This is a genomic window from Candidatus Brevundimonas colombiensis (assembly GCA_029202665.1).
GTDB classification, from domain to species: Bacteria; Pseudomonadota; Alphaproteobacteria; order Caulobacterales; family Caulobacteraceae; genus Brevundimonas; species Brevundimonas colombiensis.
Map to the genome: position 1 here is coordinate 818,564 of CP119326.1, position 22,085 is coordinate 840,648.

Annotated in this window: 23 protein-coding genes and 1 tRNA gene; 13 read left to right on the forward strand and 11 right to left on the reverse strand. The window is 65.5% G+C overall.

The genetic code is table 11. The annotated features are described in order from the left end of the window. Window positions 1-66 precede the first annotated feature (66 nt). Complete coding sequence (locus P0Y50_03805) at window positions 67-624, reverse strand: hypothetical protein (GenBank protein WEK40747.1); 558 nt, start codon at window positions 622-624, stop codon at window positions 67-69. Between the two features lie 78 nt (window positions 625-702). Then, the gene (gene trmB, locus P0Y50_03810; GenBank protein ID WEK40748.1) at window positions 703-1,425 is read right to left on the reverse strand and encodes a tRNA (guanosine(46)-N7)-methyltransferase TrmB; all 723 of its coding nucleotides are present in this window, start codon (window positions 1,423-1,425) and stop codon (window positions 703-705) included. Window positions 1,426-1,572: 147 nt separating this feature from the next. Between trmB and P0Y50_03815 the strand changes: the two genes are divergently transcribed. The 5 genes from P0Y50_03815 (at window position 1,573) to P0Y50_03835 (ending at window position 6,032) form a co-directional block, all read left to right on the forward strand. Next, complete coding sequence (locus tag P0Y50_03815; protein ID WEK40749.1) at window positions 1,573-3,054, forward strand: amidohydrolase; 1,482 nt, start codon at window positions 1,573-1,575, stop codon at window positions 3,052-3,054. Beyond that, on the forward strand, window positions 3,054-4,397 hold the full coding sequence (locus P0Y50_03820) for an amidohydrolase family protein (protein WEK40750.1): 1,344 nt from the start codon (window positions 3,054-3,056) through the stop codon (window positions 4,395-4,397). The genes P0Y50_03815 and P0Y50_03820 overlap by 1 nt, the downstream gene beginning before the upstream one ends. Before the next feature lie 84 nt (window positions 4,398-4,481). Further along, window positions 4,482-4,952 carry a YaiI/YqxD family protein gene (locus P0Y50_03825; protein ID WEK40751.1) on the forward strand — a complete coding sequence of 157 codons (471 nt, stop codon included), beginning with the start codon at window positions 4,482-4,484 and terminating at the stop codon, window positions 4,950-4,952. After that, window positions 4,949-5,356 carry an alternative ribosome rescue aminoacyl-tRNA hydrolase ArfB gene (gene arfB, locus P0Y50_03830; GenBank protein WEK40752.1) on the forward strand — a complete coding sequence of 136 codons (408 nt, stop codon included), beginning with the start codon at window positions 4,949-4,951 and terminating at the stop codon, window positions 5,354-5,356. Before P0Y50_03825 ends, arfB begins: the two co-directional genes overlap by 4 nt. Before the next feature lie 64 nt (window positions 5,357-5,420). Further along, window positions 5,421-6,032 (forward strand): hypothetical protein, encoded by a 612-nt coding sequence (locus tag P0Y50_03835; GenBank protein ID WEK40753.1) that lies wholly within the window; start codon window positions 5,421-5,423, stop codon window positions 6,030-6,032. Between the two features lie 3 nt (window positions 6,033-6,035). Here the strand turns inward: P0Y50_03835 and P0Y50_03840 are convergent, their stop codons facing one another. The 4 genes from P0Y50_03840 to P0Y50_03855 are packed head-to-tail and all read right to left on the reverse strand — an operon-like array spanning window position 6,036 to window position 9,664. Next, window positions 6,036-6,518 (reverse strand): hypothetical protein, encoded by a 483-nt coding sequence (locus P0Y50_03840; GenBank protein WEK40754.1) that lies wholly within the window; start codon window positions 6,516-6,518, stop codon window positions 6,036-6,038. A gap of 13 nt (window positions 6,519-6,531) precedes the next feature. Then, a complete protein-coding gene (gene ubiB / locus P0Y50_03845) occupies window positions 6,532-8,112 on the reverse strand; it encodes a 2-polyprenylphenol 6-hydroxylase (protein WEK40755.1) in 1,581 nt (526 codons plus the stop codon). After that, on the reverse strand, window positions 8,100-8,888 hold the full coding sequence (locus P0Y50_03850; protein WEK40756.1) for a class I SAM-dependent methyltransferase: 789 nt from the start codon (window positions 8,886-8,888) through the stop codon (window positions 8,100-8,102). Before P0Y50_03850 ends, ubiB begins: the two co-directional genes overlap by 13 nt. A 50-nt stretch (window positions 8,889-8,938) precedes the next feature. Beyond that, on the reverse strand, window positions 8,939-9,664 hold the full coding sequence (locus P0Y50_03855; protein ID WEK40757.1) for a Crp/Fnr family transcriptional regulator: 726 nt from the start codon (window positions 9,662-9,664) through the stop codon (window positions 8,939-8,941). 159 nt (window positions 9,665-9,823) lie between these two features. Between P0Y50_03855 and P0Y50_03860 the strand changes: the two genes are divergently transcribed. The 3 genes from P0Y50_03860 to P0Y50_03870 all read left to right on the forward strand — a co-directional run bounded on the left by P0Y50_03860 (window position 9,824) and on the right by P0Y50_03870 (window position 11,102). After that, complete coding sequence (locus P0Y50_03860; GenBank protein ID WEK40758.1) at window positions 9,824-10,135, forward strand: 4a-hydroxytetrahydrobiopterin dehydratase; 312 nt, start codon at window positions 9,824-9,826, stop codon at window positions 10,133-10,135. Next, window positions 10,135-10,938, forward strand: coding sequence for an SDR family oxidoreductase (locus P0Y50_03865; GenBank protein ID WEK40759.1), 804 nt, complete (start codon window positions 10,135-10,137; stop codon window positions 10,936-10,938). The genes P0Y50_03860 and P0Y50_03865 overlap by 1 nt, the downstream gene beginning before the upstream one ends. An 87-nt stretch (window positions 10,939-11,025) precedes the next feature. After that, window positions 11,026-11,102, forward strand: a tRNA-Arg gene (locus P0Y50_03870). Here P0Y50_03870 and P0Y50_03875 read toward each other — a convergent pair. From P0Y50_03875 to P0Y50_03895, 5 genes are all read right to left on the reverse strand, one after another. Then, on the reverse strand, window positions 11,073-11,669 hold the full coding sequence (locus P0Y50_03875) for a hypothetical protein (protein ID WEK40760.1): 597 nt from the start codon (window positions 11,667-11,669) through the stop codon (window positions 11,073-11,075). The two genes, P0Y50_03870 and P0Y50_03875, sit on opposite strands and share 30 nt — an antisense overlap. 45 nt (window positions 11,670-11,714) lie before the next feature. Further along, on the reverse strand, window positions 11,715-12,755 hold the full coding sequence (locus P0Y50_03880; GenBank protein ID WEK40761.1) for a recombinase family protein: 1,041 nt from the start codon (window positions 12,753-12,755) through the stop codon (window positions 11,715-11,717). Window positions 12,756-12,773: 18 nt separating this feature from the next. Continuing rightward, complete coding sequence (locus P0Y50_03885; GenBank protein ID WEK40762.1) at window positions 12,774-12,944, reverse strand: hypothetical protein; 171 nt, start codon at window positions 12,942-12,944, stop codon at window positions 12,774-12,776. 147 nt (window positions 12,945-13,091) lie between these two features. Beyond that, a complete protein-coding gene (locus P0Y50_03890) occupies window positions 13,092-13,298 on the reverse strand; it encodes a sigma-70 family RNA polymerase sigma factor (protein ID WEK40763.1) in 207 nt (68 codons plus the stop codon). Window positions 13,299-13,327: 29 nt separating this feature from the next. After that, the gene (locus P0Y50_03895; protein ID WEK40764.1) at window positions 13,328-13,708 is read right to left on the reverse strand and encodes a hypothetical protein; all 381 of its coding nucleotides are present in this window, start codon (window positions 13,706-13,708) and stop codon (window positions 13,328-13,330) included. A gap of 162 nt (window positions 13,709-13,870) precedes the next feature. On the opposite strand from P0Y50_03895, the gene P0Y50_03900 reads away from it, so the two are divergent. From P0Y50_03900 to P0Y50_03920, 5 genes are all read left to right on the forward strand, one after another. Further along, a complete protein-coding gene (locus P0Y50_03900; protein WEK41519.1) occupies window positions 13,871-14,083 on the forward strand; it encodes a helix-turn-helix transcriptional regulator in 213 nt (70 codons plus the stop codon). Window positions 14,084-14,086: 3 nt separating this feature from the next. Next, on the forward strand, window positions 14,087-14,662 hold the full coding sequence (locus tag P0Y50_03905) for a hypothetical protein (GenBank protein WEK40765.1): 576 nt from the start codon (window positions 14,087-14,089) through the stop codon (window positions 14,660-14,662). 479 nt (window positions 14,663-15,141) lie between these two features. Beyond that, window positions 15,142-17,625: a RelA/SpoT domain-containing protein gene (locus tag P0Y50_03910; GenBank protein WEK40766.1), complete on the forward strand. Its 2,484-nt coding sequence runs from the start codon at window positions 15,142-15,144 to the stop codon at window positions 17,623-17,625. After that, window positions 17,601-18,182, forward strand: coding sequence for a hypothetical protein (locus P0Y50_03915; protein WEK40767.1), 582 nt, complete (start codon window positions 17,601-17,603; stop codon window positions 18,180-18,182). Before P0Y50_03910 ends, P0Y50_03915 begins: the two co-directional genes overlap by 25 nt. 388 nt (window positions 18,183-18,570) lie before the next feature. Beyond that, window positions 18,571-22,071, forward strand: coding sequence for an SIR2 family protein (locus P0Y50_03920; protein WEK40768.1), 3,501 nt, complete (start codon window positions 18,571-18,573; stop codon window positions 22,069-22,071). Window positions 22,072-22,085: the final 14 nt, after the last annotated feature.

Consider the following 22,085-nt stretch of genomic DNA (forward strand, 5'->3'; position numbering starts at 1 on the left):
CGGGCCGCCGCTTAAAACGACGCCGTTGGACGCCGGTCTAACGATGTGAAGCGCCATATAGGCCCTTCACGCACGCTTGTCAGCCCTCTTTGATGACCAGCCGCCTCGGCTAAGCCGGAAATAGAGCGAACCGGCCACGAAGCCCGCTGCAAGGAGCGCGGCGACAACGCCAATCAAGGTCGGGTTCCAGGGCCAGACCGGCTTGTCGTTGTACGTCTGCCCCTGTTCCATCACAAAAAGCCAGGGCGCGAAGAGAAAGCTGAGCTTCGAAGACAGTCGACCACACGCCACCGCCGCCGCGACATAGGCCGCCGATGTGGTCAGTCCTGCGAGCCCCCACACCCACCAAGCCTTGGACCGCAGATAGCGTTCCGCCACCCAGCAACCGGCCGCGCCGAACATGATCGACGGCAAGAGCCCCCAAAGAGTCACCAGAAGGATCATGGCCGCCAGAGTGACAACGACATGACCCGCAGATGCGAGAGAAACGCCGGCGTCAGATGCGGACATGACCCAATCAAGGATCGCCAGGCCCAGCGCTGCGACAAGGACAAAAATCAGAGACAGGCCCGGAGCGATCAGGGCGCTAAGACAGAGCCCCGACAGATTGAAAGACCGCTTCATGTCGCATGCTCCAGAGCAGCCGATCCTCGATACTCCGACGTCGGCGTCTGCCTGTCCTCGGCGTTCAACCGTCAATCGTTAGACGTTCTGCTTGCGCCTGTATTCCAAAAAGACCGGCGTGGTGTCGCCCAGCTTCTTTTCCTCATAGCGGGTGACGACGTGGTCGGCGGGCGGGACGAACCAGTCCTGGTCCGCAGGGCCGATCCGCTCCAGCCCCGGCGTCCGTTCCAACCGCTCCAGCGCCCATTCGGCGTAGTCCAGCCAGTCGGTGACGAAGCGTAGGGTTCCACCCGGTTTCAGGATGCGGGCGAAGGCCTGGGCCGTCTCGTCCTGCAACAGGCGCCGCTTGTTGTGGCGCGCCTTGTGCCAGGGATCGGGGAACAGGATCAGCACCCGGTCGACCGAGGCGTCCGGCAGGGCGTCCACCACGTCGCGCGCATCGTCGGCGTGCATGCGGACATTCTTCAGCCCGCCTTCCTCGACATGGCGCAGCGCCGAGGCCACCCCGTTCAAAAAGGGCTCGCAGCCGATGACCAGGGCGTCCGGGCGCCGCGCCGCCTGGGCCGCCATATGTTCGCCGCCGCCGAAACCGATCTCCAGCCAGACCTCGATCGCCCCGGGCATCATGGCCTTGGGGTCCAGCGGTCCGGCCTTGGGATCCGGCACGGCGATGGCGGGCAACAACGTGTCCATCAGGGCCGCCTGACGCGGCTTGATCGGACGGGCCTTGATGCGGCCGAACGACCGCAGCGGGCGGTCCAGATGGGGGTTTTCGTCCTCAGGACGGTCTTCGGAGCTCATCCGCCTGCCGTTAGCCGTCGTGGCGCCCAGCGTCTAGGCAAGGCGTCGGGCGAAGGCGGAAAACCTTTTGACGGTGCGCGCCGAACACCCTTCTATGACAGCCGCAAGACGCGTCGGGCTGTCGCGTCATCGGGAAAAGGGGAAACGATGATCGGACATCATCTGCGGGGCGCCAGCCTCGCGGCCATAACGTGCGCGATGCTGGGCCTGTCGGCCTGCGCGACCCCGGGCCAGCCGTCAAACCAGAGCGCGTCCGCCAAACCCGCGCGGGATCGCGCGCTGGACGCGGGTCTGGACCCGGCGACGACGCTGGACCCCTATCCCTCGACCTATCGGCCGCTGCCGCGCGAGAACTTCGCCGTGGTCGGCGCCACCGTCCTGACCGGCACGGACCGCAAGATCGACAACGGCGTGGTCGTGGTCACGGACGGCAAGATCGCCGCCGTCGGCGACGCCTCCACTCCCGTCCCTGCGGGCTATAAGGTCGTGGATGCGCGCGGTCGCTATGTCACCCCCGGCGTCATCGACGTGCACAGCCACCTGGGCGTCTATCCGTCGCCCGGCGTGCAAGGCATGAGCGACGGCAACGAGGCGACCAGTCCTAACACCGCCCAGGTCTGGGCCGAACATTCGATCTGGCCCCAGGACCCCGGCTTCAACACCGCCCGCGCCGGCGGCGTGACGACGATGCACATCCTGCCCGGCTCGGCCAATCTGTTCGGCGGACGCGGCGTGACCATCCGCAACGTGCCGTCCATCACCATGCAGGGCATGAAGTTCCCGGCCGCCCCCTATACGGTCAAGATGGCCTGCGGCGAGAACCCGTCGCGCGTCTATGGCAGCCGCAACCAGAGCCCGGCGACCGGCATGGGCAATATGGCCGGCTACCGGGCCGCCTTCATCGCCGCGCGCGAATACAAGGCCAAGTGGGACAAGTGGCATGAGACCGGCGAGGGCGCGGCCCCGACCCGCAACCTGCAGAACGAGACGCTGGCGGGCGTTCTGGACGGCTCGATCCTGATACAGAACCACTGCTACCGCGCCGACGAGATGGCGCTGATGATGGATATGGCCAAGGAGTTCGGCTACCATATCGCCACCTTCCACCACGCGACCGAAGCCTACAAATTGGCGCCGCAACTGGCCCAGCAGGGCATCTGCGCGGCCATGTGGACCGGCTGGTGGGGCTTCAAGATGGAGGCGCTGGACGCCATCGAGGAGAACGCCGCCCTGGTCGACGCGCAAACCGGATCGTGCGCGGTCATCCACTCCGACGACGCCCTTCTGACCCAGCGCCTGAACCAGGAGGCCGCCGCCGCCCTGTCGGCCGGTCGCCGCGCCGGACTGAACATCTCCGAGGAACACGCCGTCGGCTGGTTCACGTCCAACGCCGCCAGGGCCATCGGCATCGCCGACCAGACCGGGTCGCTGACGCCGGGCCTGCGCGCGGACGTGGTGATCTGGAGCGCCGATCCCTTCTCCATCTACGCCCGCGCCGATCAGGTCTTCATCGACGGCGCCCTGGCCTTCGACCGGGCCGACCCCGCCTATCAGCCGACCAGCGACTTCGAGCTGGGCCAGCCCGGCTATGGTCTGACCGCCGCCAACGTCAGGGAAGGAGCCCGCTGATGCGCCTGTCACACATTCTCGCCGGCGCCGTCGCGGCCCTGGCGCTCGCCGCGCCCGCGTTGGCTCAGGAAGCCATCGCCATTGTCGGCGGCCGCATCCTGACCGGGACTTCGGTGATCGAAAACGGCACGGTCGTCATCCGCGACGGCAAGATCGTCTCGGTCGGGACGGGCGCCGCCCCATCGGGCGCGCGCATCATCGATGCGGTGGGCAAGACCGTGGCTCCCGGCTTCGTCGCCGTGGATTCGGGTCTGGCGGGAACCGAGGTCGGTTCGGTGCGCGGCACCAACGAACTGCGAAACAGCGCCAATACGCTCAGCGCCGCCTTCGACATCTCCTACGGGCTGGACCCCTGGTCCTTCACCCTGCCGGTCGCGCGGCTGGGCGGCATCACCCGCGCCGTCGTCGTGCCCCAGCATCCCGGCTCGTCGGGCGGTCATGTTCACGAGGACGAGACGGCCGGCGCCGGGGACGGCGGCTATCAGACGCCCGGCCTGTTCGCCGGTCAGGCCGCCATCATCAACCTGGCGGGCGGCGGGGCCGACATTCTGGTCAAGCCGCGCGTGGCCATGGTCGCGCCCTTTGGCGAGGCGGGCGCGGCGGTCGCCGGCGGCGCGCGGGGCGCCCAGTTCGTCCTGTTCAAGGAGACGATGGCCGAGGTTCGGCTCTACGCCCGCAACAAGGCCGCCTACGACCGCGCGGCCCTGCGTAACCTCAGCCTGTCGCGCGCAGACCTGGAGGCCCTGATCCCGGTGGCGAACGGAAACCTGCCGCTGATCGTCACCGTCCACCGGGCCTCGGACATCCAGCAGGTGCTGCGTCTGGCGCGCGAGGAAGGGATCAAGCTGATCCTGGACGGCGCCGAGGAAGGCTGGCTGGTGGCGGGCGACATCGCCGCGGCGGGCGTGCCCGTGCTGCTGAACCCCATCGACAACCTGCCCTCCGACTTCGAGATGCGGGCGGCGCGGATGGAGAATGCGGCGGCCCTGAACGCGGCCGGGGTGCTGATCGCCATCAAGGGCAACGAGGGGTCCACCCACCGCGCCCGCGACGCCCGATACAACGCCGGCAATGCGGTGTCGCACGGCCTGCCCTATCAGGCGGCCATCGCCGCCCTGACCGTCAATCCCGCCAGGATCTTCGGCATGGCGGGGCAGTTCGGCCAGATCGCGCCGGGCTCGGCGGGCGACGTGGTGGTCTGGTCCGGCGATCCGCTGGAGCCGCTGAGCCAGCCCTCGGTCATCTTCGTCAACGGCGTCGAACAACCGCTGACCAGCCGCCCGCTGCTGCTGCGCGACCGTTATCGCCAGCAGACGCCGATGCCGCCGGCCTATCGGAACTGAAGACCGTTTCGGTTACACGGAAAGGGGCGGGGCCGCACGGCCCCGCCCCTTTTTCATTGGCCGCGTCCGCGCTAGGTCAGGCCCATGCCTACCGTGCTCTACATCGACGCCGACGCCTGCCCCGTGAAGGAGGAGGTGTATCGTGTCGCCCGGCGCTATGGGCTGAAGACCTATGTGGTCTCCAACACCTGGATGCAGGTCCCGCGCGAGGCGCTGATCGAACAGGTGGTGGTGGACGCCGGGCCGGACATCGCCGACGACTGGATCGCCGAACGCGCGGTCGTGGGCGACGTGGTGATCACCGCCGACATCCCTCTGGCCGACCGCTGCCTGAAGTCGGGCGCCCAGGCGCTGAAGTCCAACGGCCAGCCGTTCACGCCGGATTCCATCGGCTCGGCCCTGGCGGGGCGGATGGTTGGCGAGCATTTGCGCTCGATGGGGGTGGCGACGTCCGGCCCGCCGCCGTTCTCGGCCGCCGACCGTTCGCGCTTCCTGCAGGCGCTGGATCAGGCCGTGGTCAAGGCGCGCAAGGCGGCGGCCCCGAGCCAACCATGACCACCGTCATTCCCGAGGACGAACTGGCGTTTCACTTCTACCGCGCGGGCGGCCCGGGCGGGCAGAACGTCAACAAGGTGGCGACCGCCGTCCAGATGCGGTTCGACGTCAAGAACTCGACCTCCCTGAGCGAGCCGGTGAAGGCGCGGCTGATGAAGCTGGCGGGCAGTCGGCTGACACAGGAAGGGGTCATACTGATCAACGCCGTGCGGTTCCGCACCCAGGAGCGCAACCGCGCCGACGCCATGGCCCGGTTGCAGGAAATGGTGGACGCCGCCTCGGTCCGGCCGGTCTTTCGCGTGCCGACCCGCCCGACCAAAGCCTCCAAGGAGCGGCGGCTGAAGGCCAAGACCACGCGAGCCTCGATCAAGTCCGGCCGGGGCAAACCGCGTCACGACGACTGAGGCGCCGGAACATCCTGCGTCAACCATCGTTCAGGGAATACAGCAACGGTTGAGCGAGGCGCGCATGCGGCGATTTCGAGCGATGACGGCGGGAATGATGCTGGCGACGGCGGCGCTGGGCGCCTGCGACCAGTATGAAATCCGCAAGAAGGACAGTCCCGATCCGGCGCCGGCCGCTGCGCCGGTTCCCGCCCAATCGGAACAGGACAAGGCCATCATCGCCGCGACGCCCCAGGTTTCCCTGTCCGAGAAGGATCGGCGCGAGATCGAGGGCGTCGCGCGCAACTATCTGGACGAAGCCGCCAAGGAACTGGCCAAGGGCTTTTCGCCCATGCCCGGCGTCCAAGACATTGTCGTCGCCCTGCAACCCACCCAGGTTCACGCCTGGACCGTGGGCCTGAAACGGGGCGAGACCTATCGTTTCATCGCCGAATGCGATTCCGAATGTTCCGACATGGACATGGAGCTGCTCGATCCGGCGGGCAAGATCGTCGAACGCGACACCCTGCCGGATTCCGCGCCAGTCATAAATATCCGACCGGCGGCGAACGGAACCTATACCGCGCGCCTGATCATGAAGACCTGCACCGTGGCGCCCTGCTATGCGGCGGCGCGCCTGTATCACCAGACCGGCCCCATCCCGGACGACGATGCGCCGCCCGCGACGGAGGCCTGAGGCTCAGCTTTCGGCGGGGCGGAACAACAGTGCGGCGATCTTGTCGTCGGCGTCGAAGCCGATCACCCATTCGGTGGCCTGATTGTCGAAGGTGACCTTGAACAACTGGGCCTCGCCTTCCTGACGTTTGTATTCGACGGTCTTCACCGCGCCGAAGCCCTTGATCAGCGTGGTGACCTGGGCGGCCTGCTGGCGGATCTGCGTGGCCAGATTGGGCGTGAAGTCGGAATAGTCGAAGCCGGCGCCCTGGACGTCGGCGATCACGCCGCGCAGGGCCTCTTCCGACCGGGCGATGTCGGGCGCGGCGGCCGGGGTCGCGGCGGAAGGGGCGGCCGGCGCAGGCCGTGCGGGGGTCGCCTGCGTCTGCGTTTGGGCGGGACGGTCGAAGGCGTTGGGCACAGAGGCGGCCGCCGCCTGGGCCAGGGCCGGCGCGGGCGTCAGGATCAGGGCGGCGCCCAGCAGGGTCTTGGTCAGGATCGTGGTCATGAGAGGCCTCCGGTCAGGTCAGATAGGGCCAGAGCGAAAGGCCCAGGGCCGTCAGGGCCGCGATGACCGCGACGGTGACGGAAGCCGTCAGCCAAGCCGGAGTTCCCGACTTTTCAATGACCACCGTGGTCGGACGCGGCGGTTCCTGGACCAGGCGCGAGATGGCGCGCGCCGCCGCGATCATCTCGTTCAAGGCGTCGCGGGCCTGGGCCTGCGGGCCCAGTTCGCGCCGGATCCAGCGTTCGACCACCGGCTGGGCGGCCTTCCACAGGTCGTGATCGGGTTGCAGCCGACGGGCCACCCCCTCGACCGAGACCATGGTCTTCTGCAGCAGGATCAGCTCTGGCCGCAGCCGCATGTCGAACAGGGCGGTGATTTCGAACAACTGACCCAACAGCCGGCCCATCGACACCTGGCTGGCGGCGCGCCCGATCACCGGCTCACCCACCGCGCGCAGGGCCTGGGCGAAGGTCTCGACCGAATGGTGGGCGGGGACGTAGCCGGCCTCGAAATGCACGCGGGCGATCCGGTCGTAGTCGCGGCTGATGAAGCCCCACAGGATTTCGGCCAGATAGCGCCGCTCGGCCGGGCCCAGGCGTCCGACGATGCCGAAGTCGATGGCGGTCAGATGCGCCGGCGCGCTGGCGAACAGATTGCCCTCGTGCAGGTCGGCGTGGAAGACGCCGTGATCCAGCGCCTGAACCAGGAAGGCGCGCACGACATTGTCGGCCAGCAGATTCTTGTCGAGACCCGCCAGGTCGAGCAGGGCCGGATCGGTCATGGGCACGCCTTGCGCCCACTCCATGGTCAGCACCCTCTTGCCCACGCCATCCCAGATCACGGCCGGGGCGGACATATAACCGTCCTTGGCCAGCACGTCGGCCATCTCGCTGGCGGCGGCGGCCTCCAGCCGCATGTCCAGTTCCAGGTCCAGCGAATTGGCGATGGTCTCGACGAAGGCCGAAGGCTCCAGCCGCCGCGCCATCGGAACCAGCCGCCAGACCAGCCGCGCGGCCAGCCGCATCGAGTCCAGACCGTTGGCGACGCGACGCTCCACCCCCGGCCGCAGCACCTTGACCGCCACGGCGCGACCGTCGGCCAGGGTCGCACGGTGCGCCTGAGCCAGGGAGGCGGCGGCGACCGCCGGCCCCAGGTCGGTGAACAGGCTTTCGACCGGCCGACCCAGCGACCGTTCGATCTCGCGCCGGGCCTCGTCCAGCGGGAAGGGGGGCAGGGCGTCCTTCAGGCGGCCCAGATCACGGGCGAACTCCAGGCCGAAGATGTCGGCGCGCGTGGCCAGAACCTGACCCAGCTTGATCGCCACGGGCCCCAGATGCTCGAACGCCTTGCCCAGTCGTTGGCCGGGGCGGCCCTGGCGACCGGCGCGACCGGAAAACAGTTGCACGAACCTGGCGAATGGCCGCGTCCATGCGGGCAGCAGCGGCGTGATCTCACGCGGGAGCAGGGCGTCATGGCGCGCCAGCACCCACAGCCAGCCCAAGAGGCGCAGGAAAGACCCCACAGGGTTTTGGACCGCCACCGTCGCGGGCGGCGGCGGGGCCGTGCGATAGATTCGGCTGGTCAGATCGCCCATCCATGGTGGATGGCGGCGATCCCGCCCGACAGATTGGTCACCGAGACGCGGCGGAAACCCGCATCTTCGATCAGCGCCTTGAACGCCGCCTGATCGGGGAAGCGTCGGATGCTTTCGACCAGATACTGATAGCTGTCGCGATCCTTGGCGACCCATCCGCCGATGCGCGGTATGGCGTGGAAGGACCAGGCGTCATAGACCTTGCGGATCGGCGTGGTCGTGGGACGCGAGAACTCCAGGCACAGAAAACGGCCGCCGGGCTTGAGCACTCGCCGCGCCTCGGCCAGCGCCTTGTCGATATGGGCCACGTTCCTGATGCCGAAACTGATCGAATAGGCGTCGGCCGAGGCGTCCGGCAGCGGCAGGTTCATGGCGTCGCCGACCGACCAGCTCATCTCCGGCTCGCCGCCCTTGTGGACGCCCGCCAGGATCATTTCGGCGTTGTAGTCCATGACGATGACATTGGCGTCCTCGCCGCCGCGCCGCTCCTGCGCCGCGCGCGCCATTTTCGAATAGCGCCGGGCCATGTCGCCGGTGCCGCCCGCCACGTCCAGAACGGTCTCGCCCGGACGGGGGTTCAGCTTGGCGGCGGCGATGTCCTTCCAGATGCGGTGGACGCCCACGCTCATCAGGTCGTTCATCACATCATAGTTAGAGGCCACGGAATCAAAGACCCCGCGCACCATCTTCACCTTCTCGCGCGCGTCGACGTCACGAAATCCGAAGGAGGAACGATCGCCCGACGAATGCGGGCCGTGTGAGGAGGCGTCGGTCATCCGCATCGTCTAGCGCGTCGCCGCGCCGCCGTCACCCGATCAGACGGCGATCAGGCGGCTTGCGGCTGAGGCAGTTCCAGATCCTTCATCACATCGCGCATCAGGCCGTAACACCCGCACGAAGCCGCCTCCAGACCGTCGCGATCCAGAACCTTGACCCAGCCCCGTCCGCGCTGGATCAGCGACTTGCCCTCCAGCACCGAACCGACTTCGGAGACGGTTGCGCGACGCACCCCCAGCATTCCCGCGATGTCGGCCTGGGTCAGGTCGAAACGGTCGTCCTCGGCCCGGTCGTGCAGCGTCAGCAGCCAGCGCGCCAGCCGTTCGTCCAGCCGGTGCTGGGCGTTGCAGGCGGCGGCCTGCTGCACCTGGGCCATCAGCCCTTCGGTGAACCGCGACAGGGCCAGGCGCAGGCTTTCGCTCTTGTCCAGCGCCTCGCCGAACACCTCGGCCGAGCAATAGGCGGCCACGCCGTCGCGCTGGGAGATGGCGCGGCTGGCGGCGCGGGCGTTGAGGGGGCCGCACGTCACGCCGATCAGCCCTTCGCGTCCGATGGCGGCGGTCTCGACCATCTTGTCGTCGGGCAAAACCGTCATCAGCGACACCACGCCCTTGATCGGGAACCAAACCCGGTCAACCGCCTCGCCCGCGTCGTACAGCATCTGACCGCGCGTAATCTGGCCCTGCTTGAGGTGAGGCTCGATCCGCTTGCGGTCTGCCGCGTCAAGGGCGGCGATCCACAGATTGTCCATCATCATCTCCTTGGCCGCCCTCAATGACCCCGTCCGCCAGGGCCGGTCGGGCCATGCGCACGGTCACGCTTTATTCGGGAACTCAACGCCCAAGCTTGGCCAGACGTTCCCGACGCTTGCCGCACGCCTGCGGGCGCCCTACGCCAGACCGGAACCGACAGAGATCGTGCTGGGAGAGGCGGAATGGACGGCAAAATCGGCGCCAAGGCGGCTTGCGCCAGGCTTCAGGGGTGGAAGCCGGGCGAGGATGGGCGCGACGCCATCGTCAAGGCCGTGCTGTTCCACGACTTCAGCGCCGCCTTCGCCTTCATGACGCGCGTCGCGATGCAGGCGGAAGCCATGGGCCACCATCCCGAATGGTTCAACGTGTACAATCGCGTCGAAATCCTGCTGACGACCCACGACGCCGACGGGGTGACGGACCACGACGTCCAGTTGGCGCATTTCATCGATTCCATCACCAGCGACCTGACGCCCAGCAACGGACACGACTGATGACCACGCCCGTTCAATCCCGCCCCGGCCGCGTTTCCGGCAAGACCGTCCTGATCACCGGCGCGGCCGGCGGCCTGGGCGAAGCCATGGCCGTGATGATGGCGCGCGAGGGCGCCCGCGTCGCCGTGACCGACATCGACGGTCCCCGCGCCGAGGCTTTGGCCGCGTGGATCAATGCGGAGATCGCCGACGCCGCCTTCGCCTATGCCCATGATGTAGCCAGCGAAGCCGACTGGGAACGGGTCATGGCCGCCGCCGTCGCGGACCTGGGCGGCCTGTCGGTTCTGGTCAACAACGCGGGCGTCGGCGGCCCCCTCGCCTTCGTCGAACAGGACACTGTCGAGAACTGGCAGCGTCAGTACGAGATCAATCTGCGCTCCATCATGCTGGGCGCGAAACACGCCATGCCGCACCTGCGCGCCTCGGCCCCGGCGTCGATCGTCAACATCTCGTCCATCGCCGGCCTGGCCGCCGCCCCCGGCATGGGCGCCTATAACGCCACCAAGGCCGCCGTCTGGATGTACACCAAGACCTTAGCGCTGGAGGCCGCCAAGGCCGACTGGAACGTGCGCTGCAACTCGGTCCACCCGGTCTTCATCAAGACCCCGATCCTGGATCCCTTCATCGCCATGGCCGGCGGCGATCAGGACAAGGCCCACGAACGCCTGGCGCGCGGCATTCCGCTGAAGCGGATCGGCGAACCCGACGATGTCGCCTATTGCGTCCTCTATCTGGCGTCGGACGAATCCAAGTTCGTCACCGGCTCCGAATTCAAGATCGACGGCGGCATGACCGCGCAATAAGCTCGCGAAAGGCCGCAAGACGCTTATTCAGGATTGAGGCCGCCCGCGCCATGCTGTAAGCGGCCTTTCCGGCGTCACGCCGCGCACGCACCCGTAGCTCAGCTGGATAGAGTGCTGCCCTCCGAAGGCAGAGGTCACAGGTTCGAATCCTGTCGGGTGCGCCACTTCGGTTTAAAACCAAGAACTCCGCCGATGTGGGCGGGATCCCCGCCATCACTGGACGCCAAGGCTCTGAGCAAGTCGGTTCTTGAGCCGATGATGCGGGCTTCGGTCTTGCTGATCACCTCTACGCGCTGTGTCAGCGCGCGCAGGTGGTCGCGGCGATAGCCGCATTCCCGATCCCTCAACTTGAGGCGCGCCGCCAGCGCGAAGCGATGCAGGCTGTCGGCCGTGATGGTCGGGGCCAGCCGCTCGACCGAGGAGACGATGCGGTCCGCGTCGATGCGCGCCTGATCGCGGATGCGGGTCAGTTCATCCACCCGTTCCTTGAGAGAGCCGTCTGACGGAGCCAGCATGCCGTTCTCGATGGCTTCGTAGAGGCGGTTCAACTTGGCCTCCGCCTCGGTGGCCCGCTTCCTGAGCTCGGTCACATGCCCGCGCCTCTGATCGGCCCACTCCTGCCGCCGATCCAGAAGCTGCTCCATCAGTTGCTCGAGCCGTCTTGGCTCCAGCAACCGGTCTTCCAGATGGGCGATGATCGCCTCGTCCAGCTTGTGCATCGGCACCGCCATGCCCTTGCATCCGACCTCCCCCATCCGGGCCTTGGTCGAACAGGCTTAGTAACGGTACTGACCGCCCGCACTGCGCCGGCCGGTCCGGAGCGTCATGGCCCCACCGCAGACGCCGCAGAAGCAGATGCCGGTCAGCAGGTTCGGCCCGCTCGACACGCCGGGCGGAGTCCATCGGGGATTGCGGGCCGTGAGCCTCGCCCTGACGGCCTCGAACTCCTCGCGCGAGACGATGGGCGGCACGACCATGATGGCGTGTTCGGACTCCGGCTTGGCCTTGCGGGTCGAGTGGTCGCGGGTGTTGAAGCGATGTTCGCCCATATAGGTCGAGCGGGTCAGGATCAGGTGGACGGCGGCGATGCCAAAGCGTCCGCCGTCCCGCGTACGGATGTTGCGATCATTGAGACGGTTGGTGATGGCCTTCAGCCCCATCGGGCCGCTCTGGCCGTCGCCCCTCAGCGCCCAACGGTAGATGGTCCTGACGGTCTCGGCCTGAAGCGGATCGACCTCCAGCGTCTTCTTGATCTTGGCGCCGCGCTGACCGGCTTCGACCACGCGGTAGCCGATGGGCGGCCGGGCGCCGTTCCAGAACCCCTGACGGGCGTTCTCCTTCATGGCCCTCAGAGTGTGTTTGGCGTTCTCGCGCGATTGGTACTCATCGAAGAGCGTCATGATCTGGCGCATCATGGTGCTCATGGGATCGTCGCCCAGGTCCTGGGTGATGGAGACGAGCTTCACCCCGTTCTTGGCCAGCTTCCTGACGTAGAACTCGAACTGGAACTGATCGCGGAAGAACCGCGAGAAGCTGTGCACCACGATCACGTCGAAGGCGGCGGGCCTGGTCAGCGCCGCCTCGATCATCGACTGGAAGGACGGACGCCGGTCATCGGTTGCGGTATTGCCCGGCTCCACATACTCGGCGGCCTCATCCCAGCCCTTGGACTGGCAGTAACTCTGCAACTGACGGCGCTGGTCGGGGATGGACAGGTCGCTGTCGGCCTGACGGCCGGTTGAGACCCGCAGGTAGAGGGCGGCGCGGGTCTGGACGTTGGTCCCGGCCTCCGGGTTGATCGGGGCGTGGATGGTCATGCCGTCCTCCTGTGGTGATCAGCCCTCCAGCCCCCACAGTTCGTCCAGCAGGTCGCCGAACCATGCGTCGAGGACACGGACCTCTTCGTCGGTGATGGGAATATCATGAGGCAGGGTGTCGGAGACGGCGAATAATCCGCGTCGCCCCTGACCCGGCGAACGACCTTCATCCTGCGGCGGGACGGACATCCGGCCATAATCGGCTGAACAGCATCCATCCCCCACAGCCCAATCGTACGACCAACCCCTCCGCGCATATCCGCGCGCAAAGACAGGCCCGCGCCAAGCCCCGCCCACAGGCGGCGACACAGGCGCAGGTCTGTCGGGGCGGCCATGTCAGACCTTTGCGGGAGGCATGGCCCGCATGATCTGGAGCAAGGCCTCCGCCAGATGGGCCTGAACCACTTCCGGCTTCATGCCGAACTGATCGGCGATCTGGTCATAGGTCATGCCCGCCATCCGGTGCAGGAGGAAGCAGTCCCGCGTGTCCGGCGGCAGGTTGAGGATCGTCTGCTTGAGGCGGTCCTTCTGGGCCTCTGTCATCGGCCGCGCCCTGCGGCGCCGACGCGGGCTCATTGGGCGTCCCTGATCTGCACCAGATCGCGAGCGGCGCGAACGATCAGCCCATGCACGATGCGGTTCTCTTCGGGCGGCAGAAGCCGCTCCGCGACCCGGAGGTTGGCGACCACCCCGTCAAGGTCACGGCATGGCGTCTTTGGCAGGGCCCGCAGGGACCGGCGCAGGCGGCGATGGATCACCCGCATGCGGTCCTCGATCTCGGCTAGGCCGCAGAGCCGCTGCACCTCGGCCTTGTAGTCCTCGGACAGGGCGAACCATCCCGGCTGGCGCTCCAGATGCGCGTTCAACCTGTCCCACGCTTCCACCTGCCGCTTGTGCGCGTCGTCCAGCGCAAGCCAGCGTCGGTGCCAGGACATCCTCTCAAAGGCAGGCATGACTAACCTCCCGCGCAGCCGCCCGGTCGCTCAGTCAACGCTGAACGGTGGAGTTTCGGAGTATTTCGGTTAGAGTTCAGAGGAATTCACCGACTGAGTCAACAGAATTCTACAACTAGTCGGAGATTTTCGCTAAAAATGATCAATCCCGCTCAAATCCGGATGGCTCGCGCGGGCCTTGGCATCAGCGTTCGCGTCCTTGCCGAACGCTCCAATGTGGCTGAATCCACCATCCACCGATTTGAAGCCAGCCGAGGCGGGATGCAGGCGAATACGCTCGAGAGATTACAATCCGCTCTCGAAGCCGCCGGGGCCACTTTCCTCGCCGCAGATTCCTCGGGCGGACCAGGTGTCCGGCTCCGAACGGCCAGCTAGGCGATGAGCGCTCCCGACATTACTTGGCTCGAGGCGATCAAGATCGGTCAAGCGCTCTTGGGCACTGTAGTCGGCGGCGGTCTTGTTCTCCTAGGAGGGTGGCTATCTGACAGGCGCAAAAGCCGCACCGAAAACGCCGCCCGCGCGCGACAGCAAAGGGCCCTGCTTACCGGCATGTTCGCTGTCCGGAATCACATCGCTACGCGCCTGACGGAATGGGAGGCCGATGGTCTTCTTTCTCGCCTCGAGCCACTGCGGACCGCGCAAACTTATGTCCATCGGATGATCGACAAGACGCCAGGTGAAAGTGAAATCCTCATGATTACGGTCATCGAGATCGGGTTGAAGCTGGATTCACTAATCGCGACTCTTGATCGTCGTTCGACTGACCCGAACTCGAGGTCGCCGAAGGGCTTGGCCCAAATGATCACGCTTCAGGCGGAAGAACTCACAGCTAGCCTCGAGCAGTTCGACATCATCTCCGGCCAGGAATTGATCGTCCTCTCGGATGATGATCTCGCCCAGTTCTCTGGATTCTCGATACCCACCGACGAGAACCAACAGCCAGCCGGAAGGTAGGGTAGCGACCACTGTCGCTCCCCTCCGGAAAATCGCTTGGCAGAAACCAGCCGGGACGAGAACGGACTGTCAGGGGTGAGCGCTTCACGCGCTCATCGCCACGCGACGGCGCAGCCGCCCTTGACCGGCCGGGAGCGGTCCGGCCCGCTAGATCGCCCGCGATGACCGAAAAAGGTGCGGTTTAGTTCGTGGATTCAATGGCATGACGGCAGAGACAAGTTCTGCCCGCCGAAGAAGCCTTGTCGCATCCGATTGAAATACGACGCGAAATTCTCTCCCCACCCCCGCCACACCTTGGGGCTTTTATCTTGCCCTAGCCCTAGCCCTAGCCCTAGATCGCCGGGATCACTTGCAGGCTATCCGCTTCCTAAAATGCCTTTCGCTGGGGCCTGCTGTGCAGTGTGCCGGGGGGCAAAAGAGCGCGCGTACTTTCGTTCAACCATGGACATATTAGAGTACCGCTCTGGGGGAGCATTTTCATGCTTTTGACTGTCTACGAACAGGCCGGCAGGGCCACCTATTCCGGGCTGGCTGACGTGGTCAGCAAAATATTGGCTGCGGCGGTCGAGGCTGACCAACTCCCGCACCCACAGCAGATCCAACATCGGGCCAAGGAAGTCCTGTCGCTTCGGAAGAAATTAGCCAAGGTGGGAGCCACCGAGGCGGATGAGATTGAGCCCCATGCGAAGGATCTCGCGGGTGTTCGCCTCATTTTTTACACCAACTCCGATGTATCGAAATTTCAGAGTTCTGGCGTCCTGCGCGATAATTTCGAGATTGATTGGGACCGGACTAAAATCCACCATCCCACAGCTGACAACGCGCCGGCGAGCGAGTTGTTCGTATCCAATAATTATGTCGTCCGCCTGAAAGACGGACGGGCCGCCCTGCCCGAGTACGCACCCTTCGCCGGGCTATGGTGCGAGGTTCAGGTCCAGACGACACTCAACCACGCTTGGGCCGAGATGGCTCACGACACGATCTATAAGAAGCCCGCTCTTTCCGGGTTCGGAAGTGAATTGATGAAGGGCATCGAAGCCCGCATGGCGACGATCATGCGGGATTATCTGGCGCCAGCCGGATACGCCTTCCAGAAGGTGCTGAGTGATGTGGAGCGGCTATCGCGCGGACAGGCGCTGTTCGAGCAAGGCATCGTCGAGACAATCGAGCAGGCCGCCGATAACAACGAACTGCACGAGGCGCTGAGCAGCTTCTATTCGTCCGTTCTGCCCCATTACGACGACTGGCAGAATGGCTCCAACGACATCCTTCAAGCGGTCGTGCGTGCGGTGGAACGGAGCCGCACCCTGCCCACCGAAGCGCGGCAGACGCCGTTTGGCGATCTGGCGGGAAAATCCGCCAAGGATGTTGCCGGAGTGGCCGCGTCCATCATCGAACACCTGCGCTTCGTCGACGTGGACCAAACCTTTGACCTGATCTGCTCCCTCTACCGGGGGGCTGAAGGAGACGAGGCCTCCGCCTGGGTGAAGCTCACCAGCGAACTGACCAAGCATCATCTCCATGTTTGGCAGGAGGCCGGGCCTATCGTTCAGGGCATTCTTATGCAGCGTGTCATGGCGCTCTCGGCCGAGGACCGCCAAACCTTGAAACCCGTCGTCCTCGCGGTCCTGCGAGAGGTGTTTGCCACCGATGTGTCCGGGACGACGACGGACGGAGACACCATCACCATCCATCAGGGAGCGGTAATCGCCAGCGAGGGGTTGCAGCGCATGCGGTCAGACGCGCTCGAAATCGCGCGCGCCTACGATGTCCCCGCCCTGAGTGAAGACGAACGTTCCGAAATCATCGACGTGCTGCGCGCCAGCATGGTCATGCCTTCGCATGGCGGATCGGTTAAGCCGGCGCTCGGCGAAATCGTCCTGACCAATATCGCCGAAGTAGCGCGACATTTCACGGCCACCAGCACACGTTGGTCTTACGAACTCCGCCAACGGATCGAAGAAGGAATGTTGTGGACCTACCGACATGAAGGCGAAGCCCCACCTGCCGATCTGACCAGTGAAGCCCAAGAAGCTGCGCGAGCAACGATGGTGGAAGCCGTTTTCGCTTTTCGGGATACGCTGAATGCCGACCAGGGCTTCACAACCTACAAACTATTGGTTGGGTTTGAGTCGGTCTTTCCGCCAGCGTGGAACGATCCAGACTTCGATTACGAGGGTGAAGAAGCTTACCGCCAGGAGCAGTTCGGCCCACTTATCGAAGGCATTGACGCTGGCAACGCCGAGGCGTGGCTCGCAATCATTCGCCGTTGCGCGGCAACGGAGTCGAATGATCTTGCTACCTTCCCGCCGTTCACGGAATTTCTCCAACGGCTGGCCGAAGCGAAACCCGCAATCGCTATCAGCTACCTTGAGCAGCTAGACGCCCGGCTCGCGAACTTCCTACCTCCGTTCTTGCTCGGGCTGGCTCGCACAGACTGGTGGGACGAAGCCCTCGGTTTGATGGACCGCTGGATTGGCAACTGGCAGTTCCTGGGAGATATCGCCTTCTCAGTTGGCGGGGTCGATGCGTTGGAACTCGGCATTCTTGAACGCGTGTTGGACGCGGCTATCGCGACGGCCGATACACAAGCGACCCTGAACGTCATTCGCTCGGTCAGTCGCCGCGATACAGATGAATCGGTGGGCGCGCTCACTCCGATTTTCCTCCGCGCTACCGCCTTTGTCGGCCAGGCGAACGTCCATTACTGGCATCAGTACTGGCGGCCTCACCGCGAAGGCTCCGCCGTAATCCGAAAGCTTACGGATGCTGACGTGGTCCCTCTGCTCAACACACTTGTAGAGGCTCCGAAAGTCACTTCGTCGCTGGAAGACATACTGGCTGATATCGCGAGGACGCATCCCCAAGCCGTCATTGATTACATCGGGCATCGTGTCACGCGGCGTTTCGCAAACGGCCGCGAAATGACTACGACGCCGTGCCGTACCGGCTGCGCCGCCTGAGCGTCGCTCTTGCGAACGCCGCCGTCCCTATCGTGCGCTCCACACGAGAATGGTACGCGGCCCAGCCGGACTTCTTCAGCTACTATGGCGGCAAGTTCACCAAGACGGTGTTCCCAGACTTCTCAGGGCCGCTCGAAGAAGCGCTACGAGCCTATATCGGGACAGACGATCCGCAGGATGTCCGGTTCGTCCTTGAGACGATGCGCGCCTATTCGGGCGAGCCATTCCTCCACCCTGTGGCGAAGGACGTGATTGCATCCCTGCCCGCAGATGATTCCCTCGTCGAATTCGCGGAACTAGTGCTTCAACCGACCGGCGTGACGTCAGGCGAGTTCGGCTTCGTCAATCGGCTCAAGCAGCTTCGCGCAGCTATCGTTCTTTGGAGCGATGATGATCGAGAGCCGGTGAAAGCATTTGCCGCGCGGTACGGCGGACAGCTCGAAAACGAAATTCGCTCGGAACAGCGGCGCAGTGAAGAGCGAGCCGCGCTCCACCGTTTGGAATACGAACGTGCCGCCCCTGAGGCCCCCGCCGCTGATGAGCGACCAGCGGCATGACCGAACTTGTCGAACATCCGGGCCATAGGGCTATAGCGCCATCGTGCTGAAGAACGTCACGCGCGCCTATTGCGGTCGCACCGCACCATGATTGCTGCGCGACCGTCTTCCTCTCCGAAGTAGCCCTCGCCGAAACGGTGCTTTCTGGGGTGTCGGTCCTGAGTCTAGCGCGGACGCGATCTGTCGATCTATTGTCGGCACCGGCAGCCAGAGCGCGCGCGTGTCCTTTCCTGACGAACACCACGTCTCTCGCATCACGGCAGCTCTCTGGTCCCGAGCCGCAACTGGTAAGGCTACGGTCCTCGTCGGGGCAGGTTTCAGCAGCAACACGACACCACTTCGCCAGAACCAGGCGGTTATGCCTGGGTGGACGGCTCTGGTCCATCGAATGATCGACGACCTCTATCCCGGCGACACGGAGGCAGAGATCGAGCGGCGAAAGAAGCTAGGCGCCGGCGCCGCCGCGACGAGCGCAGCGCTGCGGATTGCCCAAGAGTACGAAGCCGAATTTGGAAGAGACGGGCTGAATCGGCTCATCTCGGACAACGTGCCCGACGCCGCCTTCGGCCCCGGCGACCTCCACCGTTCCCTGCTCGAACTTCCTTGGGCGGACGTGCTCACCACCAACTGGGACACGCTGCTCGAACGCGCCGCGCAGCACGTCGAAGACCGCGTCTATAGGGTCATCCACACCATCGCCGACATCCCGTCTTCGTCGGGCCCCCGGATTGTGAAGCTCCACGGCAGCCTCCCGTCCCACCGGCCCTTCATCTTCACCGAGGAGGACTTCCGGACTTATCCCACTCGCTTCGCCCCCTTCATCAATCTCGCGCGCCAGACGACCATGGAAAACGTCTTGGTGTTGGTGGGCTTCTCGGGAGACGATCCCAATTTTCTCTACTGGTCGGGTTGGGTGCGGGATCAACTCGGCGAGCACGCGCCGACCATCTACCTCGTCGGTGCGCTAGACCTGACCGGATCCCAGCGAAAGATGCTGCAGAAGCGGGGCGTTCAGCCCGTCGATCTGTCGCGACTGGAAGCCTATCCTGGATGGGCTCCGGATCGTCGACACGCCATGGACGCCCAGTGGTTCATCGAACGTCTGACCGCGTCACGCCCCTATCGGAAGGTGCGCTGGCCAAAGGCACCGCCGCCTAAAGGCGCGTTCGCACTCGTCACGCCGGCAGTCGATCCTCTTGCGCCGCTCGAGATGCCCACCTCACCCTCCCAGGGAGACTGGTCTGACGCGGCGGTCGAGACGGACATTCTACCCGTCCTGGCGCACAATCGGAGCCTTTATCCCGGCTGGGTCGTGGCGCCGCATCGAACGCGAGACCGCATTTGGCGGTTCCTGCAATCCGCGATCCCAGCCTGCCGCGAAGCCTTGCCGAAGCTTGAGCCTGAGCGCGCCCTACGTCTCGCCTTCGAAATGAACTGGCTGTGTGAGATCGGCCTTGTTCCCCTGTTCAATGACTTGGGCGACCCGATCACCGAACTGTTGCCGCAACTGGGCAAGGTACCGCTTTCGAGCGATGCGAGCGCAATGGTGATCAGCCTGGCGGCGGCGCTGCTGCGCCGTGCGCGCGAGGACGGCGATCCGGAGGCCTTCGACCAGTGGGATGCGTGGCTGGAGGCCAATCCGATCTCGGTGGAGATGCGCGCGCGGCTCCAGTTTGAACGATGCCTGTTCGCCCTCGATGCGCTCGACTTCACCCTGCTTGATGCGCGGCTGTCGTCCTGTGACCCGGACGGCGACCCGTTCTGGCTTGTTCGCAAGGCCGCGCTTCTCGCCGAGAACGATCGCGCCGCCGAAGCGCTCACACTCTCACGCGATGCGCTCGCCGCTATTCGCCTGCGGACGGACAAGGATCGCGAAGACATCGCCTCCTGGTCCAGGGAGGCTTACGCCCTGCGTCTACGCTCCAGTTCGCTTGCGGCCCAGATTCAGGACTGGGAGAAAAATCTCGCCGAACGGGACACATTCTCGGATCGGCTGCTCGTGCTCGCTTCGCGCGGCTGCGCCGCCGACGAAGAGGTCGAATGGTTCGACACCGAGATGCACCACACGCCCCCGCCCCTGCCGGTCGAAGAAACCCGGCTGCGTGGCTTCGATGTCGGAACCTCCTCACTCACACGGCACTGGCACGCCATGGGTCCAATCATTACCCGGCTGACCGCCCTGCAAGCCCTGCGGTTCTTCGAAGAAACTGGCACGCCCGCGCGCATCCCTCCGACCAGCGTGGCGGCCTCCGCGATCGGCGGCGCCGGGCGCTGGCTGCATACCCTCGACACTGGGCGCGCCATCGGAGCCCTCGTGCGTTCGGCGGGCGGATCGGACAAGATCTCGATGGACATCGTCTTCTCCCGCGACGCCGTGCGGGCGTTGTCGGACGATGAAGCGGAGGTTTGGGGGCAAAGGCTGCTGGTCGGGAGCCAGGCGCTCAGAGACCGGGTCAGCGACCCCCTGATGAGGCGATCGGCCGAGCCACGGCTCGTCGTGGTTCTGGAAATGTTGTCGCGTCTTGTGGTTCGCCGCCGCAACCTCGCCCTCCCGGCCTTGGAGGTCGCGCTTAGTCTTTATGAGAACCGCGACATTCGCGGTTCTAACAGCAAGCCTCTCGCCAACCTCTTCAAACGAGGCTTCGCCGCCCTCGCGCCAGCCGCCAGAGCCTTTATGCGTCGTCGCCTTCTGGAGACCCCCGTCCCGACGGGGCAAGGGGACAGTTTCGATCCGAGTGCTTTCGCTTTCGCGAGGGCCGGGCCGTTAGCCCGCGACCCCGAACTGGCATCGGTGATCGCCGCGACCATCGGCAAGGTTCGCGAGCGCTCGACCCGATGGTCGGCCACGCTTCGGATGCAGCGCTTGCAGAAGGCTGGGATGCTGACGCCGGATGAGGAAAAGGCCTATCTCGACGCCTTGTGGGACGACGCTTTCCTTGATGCCGGCCTGCCCGGCGAGACGCCGCTGAGGCCATGGGTGTTCGCCCTCCTGCCGAGTCCTAACGGACATGATGGCGCCCAGGCGGCGCGAGCCCGTCTCTTGCGGATCACGGACTTGAACGCCCGCGACGCTGCCGGGGAGATCCACGGCGCCATCGCAGGGGAGCCCGCCCCGGTCCGACTCAGCGCTCGAGAACTGAAGCCGTTGCTCGCTCTCGTCCTTAAGAAGGCCGTTCCGGCGCCGGAGGGGGACGACCCTTTCCCCCTTTTCGGGTCGCCCGACACGCTTGATTTCGAGTTCTGGCGACTGTTTGAGGATATCGTGGCCTTGGCCTTGAAGCAGGCCTCGACCCGGGCGCTGGTCCGGAAATATTTCGCCAAGCCCGGACCGCGCGAGCGGGCGATCGCCGCCGCCGTCCTAGCCGAGGCGGGCGAAATGGCTCTGGTCGAGGCCGGTCGGTCGTTGACAGCGGCTTGGGAGGGCCAAGACACTGCCGTACAGACGACCGTCTATGGCAGTCTCGCCTGGCTTCGCCGCAAACCGACCGGCGCGTCGCTGCCGGACCCAGTCTGGGATGTCGCGGCCGACGCCATCGTTTCGCGCTCGGAGACGGCCATGATCCTGGCGTTGAACTTCTTCGGCGCGGCCTATGAGCGACACGCCCAGGACGTGCCCTCGCATCTCGACGATCGGCTGCACCGCGCTCTGAAAAGCCTGATCGTCGTGACGGGCGACGATGGGGCGCGTCCGACCCTTCCTTATGATCCAGGCGAAGCGCGGCGCGGAGGCGCCCGCCTCCTGCGGGCACTTGCGGCCGCCGGTCGCGAGGACGCTGTGGTGATGTCACTCTGGCGCGCAGCGGCGGTCGCCGAGCGCATCCCCGAGATTGAAGGTCGCCTTGACGCCGTGGCGGACAATGACAGCGCCCCGGAAAACGACGAGGATTAGGGCGTTAAAGCGGG

Bases quoted from the DNA above. Each gene is read 5' to 3' on its own strand.
- P0Y50_03805 (WEK40747.1), bottom strand. From the start codon at position 624: ATGAAGCGGTCTTTCAATCTGTCGGGGCTCTGTCTTAGCGCCCTGATC.
- trmB (WEK40748.1), bottom strand. From the start codon at position 1,425: ATGAGCTCCGAAGACCGTCCTGAGGACGAAAACCCCCATCTGGACCGC.
- P0Y50_03815 (WEK40749.1), top strand. From the start codon at position 1,573: ATGATCGGACATCATCTGCGGGGCGCCAGCCTCGCGGCCATAACGTGC.
- P0Y50_03820 (WEK40750.1), top strand. From the start codon at position 3,054: ATGCGCCTGTCACACATTCTCGCCGGCGCCGTCGCGGCCCTGGCGCTC.
- P0Y50_03825 (WEK40751.1), top strand. From the start codon at position 4,482: ATGCCTACCGTGCTCTACATCGACGCCGACGCCTGCCCCGTGAAGGAG.
- arfB (WEK40752.1), top strand. From the start codon at position 4,949: ATGACCACCGTCATTCCCGAGGACGAACTGGCGTTTCACTTCTACCGC.
- P0Y50_03835 (WEK40753.1), top strand. From the start codon at position 5,421: ATGCGGCGATTTCGAGCGATGACGGCGGGAATGATGCTGGCGACGGCG.
- P0Y50_03840 (WEK40754.1), bottom strand. From the start codon at position 6,518: ATGACCACGATCCTGACCAAGACCCTGCTGGGCGCCGCCCTGATCCTG.
- ubiB (WEK40755.1), bottom strand. From the start codon at position 8,112: ATGGGCGATCTGACCAGCCGAATCTATCGCACGGCCCCGCCGCCGCCC.
- P0Y50_03850 (WEK40756.1), bottom strand. From the start codon at position 8,888: ATGACCGACGCCTCCTCACACGGCCCGCATTCGTCGGGCGATCGTTCC.
- P0Y50_03860 (WEK40758.1), top strand. From the start codon at position 9,824: ATGGACGGCAAAATCGGCGCCAAGGCGGCTTGCGCCAGGCTTCAGGGG.
- P0Y50_03865 (WEK40759.1), top strand. From the start codon at position 10,135: ATGACCACGCCCGTTCAATCCCGCCCCGGCCGCGTTTCCGGCAAGACC.
- P0Y50_03875 (WEK40760.1), bottom strand. From the start codon at position 11,669: ATGGCGGTGCCGATGCACAAGCTGGACGAGGCGATCATCGCCCATCTG.
- P0Y50_03880 (WEK40761.1), bottom strand. From the start codon at position 12,755: ATGACCATCCACGCCCCGATCAACCCGGAGGCCGGGACCAACGTCCAG.
- P0Y50_03885 (WEK40762.1), bottom strand. From the start codon at position 12,944: ATGTCCGTCCCGCCGCAGGATGAAGGTCGTTCGCCGGGTCAGGGGCGA.
- P0Y50_03890 (WEK40763.1), bottom strand. From the start codon at position 13,298: ATGACAGAGGCCCAGAAGGACCGCCTCAAGCAGACGATCCTCAACCTG.
- P0Y50_03895 (WEK40764.1), bottom strand. From the start codon at position 13,708: ATGCCTGCCTTTGAGAGGATGTCCTGGCACCGACGCTGGCTTGCGCTG.
- P0Y50_03900 (WEK41519.1), top strand. From the start codon at position 13,871: ATGGCTCGCGCGGGCCTTGGCATCAGCGTTCGCGTCCTTGCCGAACGC.
- P0Y50_03905 (WEK40765.1), top strand. From the start codon at position 14,087: ATGAGCGCTCCCGACATTACTTGGCTCGAGGCGATCAAGATCGGTCAA.
- P0Y50_03910 (WEK40766.1), top strand. From the start codon at position 15,142: ATGCTTTTGACTGTCTACGAACAGGCCGGCAGGGCCACCTATTCCGGG.
- P0Y50_03920 (WEK40768.1), top strand. From the start codon at position 18,571: ATGATCGACGACCTCTATCCCGGCGACACGGAGGCAGAGATCGAGCGG.